The sequence below is a fragment of the Actinoplanes sp. NPDC026623 genome, from assembly GCF_040638275.1.
Taxonomy (GTDB): domain Bacteria; phylum Actinomycetota; class Actinomycetes; order Mycobacteriales; family Micromonosporaceae; genus Actinoplanes.
On sequence record NZ_JBEZXZ010000297.1, the window covers coordinates 1 to 7,537 of the forward strand.

The following is a 7,537-nucleotide window of genomic DNA, read 5'->3' on the forward strand; positions in this document are numbered from 1 at the left end:
GAAGGCGCCCTCGCCGGGCGGCAGGCCGTCGACGTCGGTGCCGTCATGCTGGGTGTAGCGCTGCACGAACCCGTCGACCAGCAGATGCTTCTCGATCGCGGCGACGGTGCCGGTCACCCTTTCGTCGCCGGCCGGCAGGAAGCCGACCAGCGGCACCATGAGCAGCGACGCGTCGAGCTCGTCGGAGCCGTAGAACTGGGTGAACGTCCGGCGCGACGGGTCGTAGCCCTTGTCGAGGATCTCCTGGCGGATCTCGTCGCGCAGCGCGGCCCAGCGTTCGGCCGGGCCGTCGAGGCCGAACTCCTCGACCGCCTTGACCGCGCGGTCGGCGGCCACCCAGGCCATCAGCTTGGAGTGCACGAACTGCTTCGGGCCGCCGCGCACCTCCCAGATGCCCTCGTCCGGGTCGCGCCAGTGCCGTTCCACGAAGTCCATCAGCTTGACCTGCAGCCCCCACGCCGGGTCGTCGGCCTTCAGGCCGGCCCGCCGGCCCTGGTGCAGGGCGTCCATCACCTCGCCGTAAACGTCCAGCTGGAACTGCTCGGCGGCGGCGTTGCCGATCCGGACCGGATTGCCGTCGTAGCCGCCCAGCCAGGTGGCCAGGTACTCGTCGAGGCGGCGCTCGCCGGCCACGCCGTACATGATCTGCAGTTCGGCCGGGTTGCCGGCGATGGCCCGGAGCAACCACTTGCGCCAGGCGATCGCCTCGCTCTGGAAACCGGAGTACAACAGCGACTGCAGCGTGATCGTGGCGTCGCGGAGCCAGCAGAAGCGGTAGTCCCAGTTGCGGACGCCGCCGAGCTTCTCCGGCAGGCTGGTGGTGGCGGCCGCGACGATGCCGCCGGTCGGGGCGTACGTGAGGGCCTTGAGCGTCAGCAGCGAGCGGACCACGGCGTCGCGCCACTCGCCCTCGTAGGTGCACGCCGACACCCAGCCGCGCCAGTAGCCCTCGGTCACTCCGAGCTCGTGCAGCTCATCGAGCGGCTCGGGGGCCGCCAGGTGCGAGGGCCGCCAGGTCAGCGCGAACGGGATCCGGTCGCCGCTGTCCACCCGGAACTCCGCCACCGTTGCCAGGTTCTCCCCGCGGGTGGTGACCGGGGTGCGCAGCCAGGCCGCGTCGGGGCCGGCGACCGCGACAAGATCCTCTCCCTCGCGGTGGACCCACGGCACGACGTGGCCGTAGTCGAACCGCAGCCGGAGGACCATGGCCATCGGCACGCTGCCGCGGACGCCCTCCACGATGCGGATCACGGTTGGTGACTCGTCCCGCGGCGGCATGAAATCGATCAGGCGGACCATGCCGTCCGGGGTCTGGAACTCGGTCTCCAGCACCAGGGTGTCGTCCCGGTAGCGGCGCCGGGTGGTGAGGATCTCGCCGGCCGGCCGGATCGCCCAGTGCCCGTTCTCCTCGTCGCCGAGCAACGCCGCGAAGACCGCACCCGAGTCGAATCGCGGCGCGCAGAACCAGTCGATCGACCCGTCGCGCCCCACCAGCGCGGAGGTCTGCGTGTCGGCAATGATCGCGTAGTCCTCGATCGGCAGCGCCATGCCCTCGTCCATACCCCGGCGCACCGGTGTCCGAACGCGGGAGCATCCAACCCAGGGTCCTAGGACGCTCTACGCGACGTGTGATCCGTCGCCCACCTGCACGACACGCTGGAGAAACTGCGCGCGTGCAAGGGCAGCGACGCCTGCACCGCCTGACTCCGGCCGGCGCCATCGGCGGTGCTGTTCGCCTCCGGGTTCAGCTCGCGGCGCAGGTGGCGGTGGCTCCGCCGCCGGCGCCGGTGCCCTGGAAGCCGAAGCCGGCGGTCTGGCCCGGCGCCAGCTGACCGTTGTAGGACTGGTTGGCCAGGGTGACCGTGCCGCTGGTGCCGGTGTTCACGGCGTTCCAGACCGAGGTGATCGTCGCCCCGCCCGGCAGGACCAGGGTGACGCGCCAGCCGTTGACGGCGGCGCTTCCGGCGGTGACGACGACGCCGGCCACGAAGCCGCCGCTCCACTGGTTCTGCACGGTGTACGCCGCGGAGCAGCCGGGGGTGCCGGACGGCGTGGACGGGGTGACCAGCGGTGTGCTCGGCGGGGTGTCGTCGCCGAGGGTCAGGTTCTTCTGCTGGATCTGCCACTGGGTGTGGCACAGGCCGCAGTCGGGGCCGACGAAGTTGGCGCCGGCGGTGGTGTCGCCCTTGAGCCGCCACTTCAGGTAGAGCACCGCCACCCGGCCGAACTCGCCGCCGTTGGTCTGGTCGTAGGTGCCGCCGTGGCCGACGTTCAGGTTGCCCATGAAGGCGGGCAGGCCGGCCGGCAGCTTGCCCCAGTCGTCGATGGCGTTCGGGTACGCGATGTCGCCGGTTCCGCCGATGAAGTAGGCGATCGGCTTGGTCAGCCGCTTGAGCTGGTAGTCGTCGGCGTCGTTCAGCAGGCCGCTGCTGAAGATGAGGGTCGTGGTGATCCGCGAGTCGTTGGAGACGGCATACGCCTCCAGGCCGCCGCAGGACCAGCCGCCGACGGCGACGTGGCCGGTGTCCAGCCTGCCGTAGTACTTGCTGCCGGATCGCGAGTTCTCGGCGAACGCCCAGTCGATGGACTGCGTGAGCATCTGCGACGAGGTGGACCCGGAGCCGTTCGGCGCTCCATTGGCGATGACCAGGAAGCCGTGGGAGGAGATCTCGCGCAGGAAGTTGATCTGCCCGGTGCCGTTGGCGGCGCAGCCGCCGTTGCCCCACACGAAGATCGGCATCCGCTCGGACGGCAGGCTCTGCGGCCGGTAGACGGTGTGATTGGGCAGGCTGGACGAGGTCTCATAGTCGGCCGGATACGGACCGGAACCGCCGACCGCCGCGTCGGCCGGTGTCGCGCCGATGGCCATCACCGCGGCGGCGATCGAGACGGCGAGGGTCGCCAGTCCCGTACCGACCATGGACCTTCTCATGTGGACCTCCCGCTTTGCAGTTACTATCACTCCCGCAACGATAAGTGTCAATGAAAGGTGGGGAAGAAGGTGATCCATCGGGCGGCCTCGGGCCAGTGCGGCGCCGCCACCTCGATCAGCCGCGCCCGGGCCAGGGAGCCGAGCGCGGAATGGATCTCCAGGAAGGTGTCCCGGGCCCGCTGACGAGGCCAGGGTGCGGGCAGCAGATGCGGCGGCAGGTCCGGGTCGATCTCGGCGAAGCGCCGCCAGGAATCCATCACCGAGGTCCGGGCGACCAGCGCCCGCGCCGCGTCCACCTCCCCGGCGCGCACGGCCGACCGCAGCTCCGCGTACCGCTCGATGAAGGCCAGGTACGACGCGGAGAGGCCGGCCAGATCGTACGCGGCGGCCGGGCCGTGCGGGCCCTCCTCCTGGTCGAACCGGACATGCATGACCGACCACCGGGCGGCCTCGACGTCGCGCAGGATCTCGCCCAGCGCCGACCGCACCGGTCCGGCGTCGGAGCCGGGCCGAATCCACACGCTGTCGTACAGTCCGGCGAACCCCTGGGCGCTCAACGTCCTGCGCACCGCGTGGCGGAACGCCTGGCCGGAGCTCGGGATCGAGAAGGACGCCATCACCCAGTCACCGGTCCACCGCGGCGGCTCCGCGCCGAAGCCCAGAAAACGTCGCATGTGGGCGTGATGACCGGCGAGCGCCACCGGCGTGAGGTGGTAGGCCTTGCCGCGTGCCGCGATCAGCCCGCGCCGGGTCAGCCGGGACAACGCGGCACGCGCGCTGGACTCGCTGATACCGAACTCGCCCAGGATCGCGATGACCGCCGCCGACGTCAGGCCGGCCTCGGCCGAGTCGAGGTACTCACCGAGGACCGTGGCGAGCAGATGCTGTGGACTCGGCCCCGACTGCGACCGCGGGACTCGGACGTCGGGCTCTCGATCTTCGGCGCTCACGACCCCAGCGTGCCCGACCGCGTCTGATCAGCCCCACACCTCCTCGGCCGTCTCGACGATCAGCCGCAGCTTCGCGACCTCCTCGTCGTAGGACAGAACGTTGCCCTCGACCGTCGAGGAGAATCCGCACTGCGGCGACAGGCATAGCTGATCGAGGGGAACGTAGCGGCTGGCCTCGTCGATGCGCCGCTTCAGCGTGTCCTTCGACTCCAGCACGCCGCGTTTCGTGGTGACCAGTCCGAGTACGACCATCTTGCCGGGCGGTACGAACCGCAGCGGGGCGAAGCCGCCCGAGCGGTCGTCGTCGTACTCCAGGAAGAATCCGTCGACGGCCAGCTCGCTGAAGAGCGCCTCGGCCACGAAGTCGTAGCTGCCCTCGGCCGCCCACGAGGACCGGAAGTTGCCGCGACACATGTGCGTGGTGACCGCGAGCCCGGCCGGCCGGTCCGCGATCGCCGCGTTGATCTGGCGGATGTAACGCAGGTGCTGGTGCTCGGCGTCGTCGCCGCGCTCGGTGAGCAGCCGGCGCTGCTCGGGATCGTTCAGGTAGGCGAGGCTGGTGTCGTCGAGCTGCAGATAGCGGCAGCCCAGCTCGGCGACCCGCCGCACCTGCTCCGCGTACGCCGCGCTGAGGTCGGCCCAGAACTGGTCCTCGTCGGAATAGACGGCCGGATCGATCGCCGCCCGGCCGCCTCGGTAGTGCACCATGCTCGGCGAGGGAATCGTCAGCTTGGCGGTGACCCCGGGGTCCACGGTGGCGGCGAGGAACGCGAAGTCGTCGCCGAAGATGGTCTCCCGCAACCGGACCGGCCCGTCGATCGCGAGCGCCGCGGACTCGAAGTCGAGCTCGCCGTCGGCGTTGCGGAAATGGACCTGGATCTTCTCATCCGTGGGCCGAACGCCGCCGAGGCGGTAGATGAAGTCCATGTGCCACGACGTCCGGCGGAACTCGCCGTCGGTCGCCGACCGCAGCCCCACGTCGCGCTGCATCCGCACGATGTCGCGAACGGCGTCATCCTCGACGGCGCGCAGCTCGTCGGGACCGATCTCGCCGGTGGCCCGCCGTTCCCGAGCCTCGAGCAGGTGGGGCGGGCGCAGCAGGCTGCCGACATGGTCAGCGCGGAACGGCGGGGCGTCGCGGAGCGTCATCGGAAATCCTTCCGTCGCGGATCGTCGCTTCCCGATATCTGCGTACACCTCTTCGCCGGCGGTCGCCAGTGGGAGGCCGTTTATCCGGCGGCGTCGGCGGAGCCGCCCCTGAACGCGGAGATCAGGCGAGGGTCGTCGCTCCGCAGCGCCTGCTCCAGCAGGCTCGCGTAGCTGTCGATTTGTTCCCTCATGGCCTCCGGGCCGGACCGCCGGACCACCGCGCGCAGCGCCGGCGGGTCGCCGAGCACCTCGCCCAGGTGGAGCCGGACCCGGTGGCCGTCGTGCAGGTAGTAGCCGCCCGGCCGCCGGCCGGACCGTCTCTACGGCCACGACTCGCCCGGCAGACCGCCGTGGCCGGTTTTGTCGCCGGGATGACCGGGTACGCGATCAGCAGGTACCGACTGATCTTGCCGGTAGCGCGGTGGCGTGCGTGGGCTGATCGCCACGGATGGACGCCGGTGGTAGCCGCTCTGCTGGAAGACGTCGTGGCGGGCGGCTCGCCGTCGCCGCGACGCGGCGGACCGAGCCCGGGCGGCCACCGTACCGGTCCATCCGTTTCGTTGAGGAGTGACATGCGCGCGTTGACCGTGGAACCGCTCAAGGCCGACTCCGCCGAGGTGCGCGACGTGCCCGACCCCGAGGCGGGGCCGGGGGAGATGCTGGTCGAGGGCCTGGCGCTGGGCGTCTGTGGCACCGACCGCGAGATCATCGCCGGGGAGTACGGGTGGGCACCGCCCGGGCGCGATCGCCTCGTGCTGGGTCACGAGTCGCTGGGCCGCGTCAGGTCGGCGCCGCCGGACAGCGGTTTCGCCCGGGGCGACCTGGTCGTCGGCGTGGTGCGCCGGCCCGACCCGGAGCCGTGCGGAGCGTGTGCGCACGGCGAGTTCGACATGTGCCGCAACGGCGGGTACACCGAGCGGGGAATCAAGGAGATCGACGGGTACGGCAGTGAGCTGTGGACCGTCGAGACGGACTACGCGGTGAAGCTGGATCCGCGGCTGGAACACGTCGGCGTCCTGATGGAGCCGGCGACGGTGGTGGCCAAGGCCTGGGAGCAGGTGGAGAAGGTCGGCGCCCGGTCCTGGTTCGAGCCCAGGCGGGTGCTGGTGACCGGCGCCGGGCCGATCGGGCTGCTCGCCGCCCTGCTGGGGGTCCAGCGCGGGCTGGAGGTGCACCTGCTCGACGTTGCCACCGAGGGGCCGAAGCCGGAGGTGGTCCGGGCCCTGGGCGCGCGGTACCACTGCGACGGTATCGGCGATGCGACGGCGAACGCGAGGCCCGACATCGTCATCGAGGCCACCGGGGTTTCCGGTGTGGTGTTCGAGGCGATGGCGAGCACGGTCCCGTACGGGGTCGTCTGCCTGACCGGGTTCTCCCCGGTGGGTCGCAGGATCTCGGTGGACGTGGGCGCCGCCAACCGCGAGATCGTGCTGGAGAACGACGTCGTCGTGGGCTCGGTGAACGCCAATCTGAGTCACTACGCCGCCGCGGCCGACGCGCTGGCGAAGGCCGATCTCGGCTGGCTGTCCCGGCTGATCACCCGGCGGATTCCGCTGGAGAGGTTCGCCGAGGCTCGGCAGGCCCGCCGGGACGACATCAAGGTCGTCCTCGAACTGGCCTGATGGTGTGATGAATCCCGATTCACGTTAGCGGTGCCGCCGGACGGGCAAGTAGCAACCACTGCCTCGACAGGCCCGAACTCGACAGTGAAGGAGACAGACATGACTACCAGCTACACCGACAGTGCCCTGGCGGGTTCGCAGACCGCTCCCGGTGCTCAGGAGGACGGGGCCGAGACCAGCTCCGGCGTCTCCCGTGTCCGGGTGCAGGCCTCCCAGCGGGCACGGCAGGCCGGGCAGGCCGTCCGCAACCGGCCGGTGCCGGCGGCGGCCGGGGTGGCGACGATCGCCGGTGCCGTGGCCGCGGTGCTGCTGCGCCGCCGGGCGAAGGCGCGCTCGGCGCGGAAGCGCTGGCTCCCCGGCTTCCTGCACCGCTGAGCCGAAGGCACACAACGGAAACCCCGGCCACCGTCCTGCTGGTGTTCGGTCGAGGGGTGGTCCGGGCGGCGGACGGGTGGGTCCTGACCGAGGCCGGCGCGGCGCGGGTGGACGCGGCGATCGCGTACGTCGCGACGCATGTCGCGGCGTACGCGGCGGCCGAGGCGCCACGGATCGTGTTCGCCGGGGGCTGGCCCGAGGCCAGCACCGGGGTGGCGGCGCCTGCGGCCGGTGCCTTCGAGGGTGACCTGATGCTGCGTGCGGCGCGCGAGGCCGGCCTGCACCGCCACGCGGAGCTGCATGCCGAGAACCGGTCGCGCAGCACGCTGGAGAACCTGCTGAACACGGTGAAGGACGGGCTGCTCGACGGCTACACCTTCGACGGCCGGCATCCGCTGGGTCTGGTGACCCATCCCTGGCACCTGCCCCGGGTCCGGCTGCTGGCCGGCCGGATCCTCGGCCTGCGCGGGCCGGCCCTGCTCGATGTGCCGGCGTACGGCGGTGAGCCG

The 7,537-nt window shown here is 71.3% G+C and carries 8 protein-coding genes; 3 read left to right on the forward strand and 5 right to left on the reverse strand.

Annotation, left to right across the window (positions count from 1 at the left end; genetic code table 11):
• The 5 genes from AB0F10_RS42635 to AB0F10_RS42655 form a co-directional block, all read right to left on the reverse strand.
• The coding region (locus AB0F10_RS42635) for a glycoside hydrolase family 15 protein (protein WP_360639463.1) at positions 1–1,548 on the reverse strand (1,548 nt) is incomplete at its 3' end.
• A gap of 196 nt (positions 1,549–1,744) precedes the next feature.
• Positions 1,745–2,932: a cellulose binding domain-containing protein gene (locus tag AB0F10_RS42640; protein WP_360639466.1), complete on the reverse strand. Its 1,188-nt coding sequence runs from the start codon at positions 2,930–2,932 to the stop codon at positions 1,745–1,747.
• Positions 2,933–2,979: 47 nt separating this feature from the next.
• Positions 2,980–3,882 (reverse strand): PaaX family transcriptional regulator C-terminal domain-containing protein, encoded by a 903-nt coding sequence (locus AB0F10_RS42645; protein WP_360639469.1) that lies wholly within the window; start codon positions 3,880–3,882, stop codon positions 2,980–2,982.
• Between the two features lie 27 nt (positions 3,883–3,909).
• Positions 3,910–5,031 carry a 5-methyltetrahydropteroyltriglutamate--homocysteine S-methyltransferase gene (locus tag AB0F10_RS42650; RefSeq protein WP_360639472.1) on the reverse strand — a complete coding sequence of 374 codons (1,122 nt, stop codon included), beginning with the start codon at positions 5,029–5,031 and terminating at the stop codon, positions 3,910–3,912.
• A gap of 80 nt (positions 5,032–5,111) precedes the next feature.
• Positions 5,112–5,279 carry a hypothetical protein gene (locus AB0F10_RS42655; RefSeq protein WP_360639475.1) on the reverse strand — a complete coding sequence of 56 codons (168 nt, stop codon included), beginning with the start codon at positions 5,277–5,279 and terminating at the stop codon, positions 5,112–5,114.
• 324 nt (positions 5,280–5,603) lie between these two features.
• On the opposite strand from AB0F10_RS42655, the gene AB0F10_RS42660 reads away from it, so the two are divergent.
• The 3 genes from AB0F10_RS42660 to AB0F10_RS42670 all read left to right on the forward strand — a co-directional run.
• Positions 5,604–6,653, forward strand: a complete 1,050-nt coding sequence (locus AB0F10_RS42660) for a glucose 1-dehydrogenase (RefSeq protein ID WP_360639478.1) — start codon at positions 5,604–5,606, stop codon at positions 6,651–6,653.
• Positions 6,654–6,752: 99 nt separating this feature from the next.
• A complete protein-coding gene (locus tag AB0F10_RS42665) occupies positions 6,753–7,028 on the forward strand; it encodes a hypothetical protein (protein WP_360639481.1) in 276 nt (91 codons plus the stop codon).
• Between the two features lie 41 nt (positions 7,029–7,069).
• On the forward strand, positions 7,070–7,537 hold a 468-nt coding region (locus AB0F10_RS42670; RefSeq protein ID WP_360639484.1), incomplete at its 3' end, for an ElyC/SanA/YdcF family protein.

What these genes read in the sequence shown, in the direction of transcription:
- AB0F10_RS42640 (WP_360639466.1), bottom strand. Translation starts at nt 2,932, where the DNA reads ATGAGAAGGTCCATGGTCGGTACGGGACTGGCGACCCTCGCCGTCTCG.
- AB0F10_RS42650 (WP_360639472.1), bottom strand. Translation starts at nt 5,031, where the DNA reads ATGACGCTCCGCGACGCCCCGCCGTTCCGCGCTGACCATGTCGGCAGC.
- AB0F10_RS42660 (WP_360639478.1), top strand. Translation starts at nt 5,604, where the DNA reads ATGCGCGCGTTGACCGTGGAACCGCTCAAGGCCGACTCCGCCGAGGTG.
- AB0F10_RS42665 (WP_360639481.1), top strand. Translation starts at nt 6,753, where the DNA reads ATGACTACCAGCTACACCGACAGTGCCCTGGCGGGTTCGCAGACCGCT.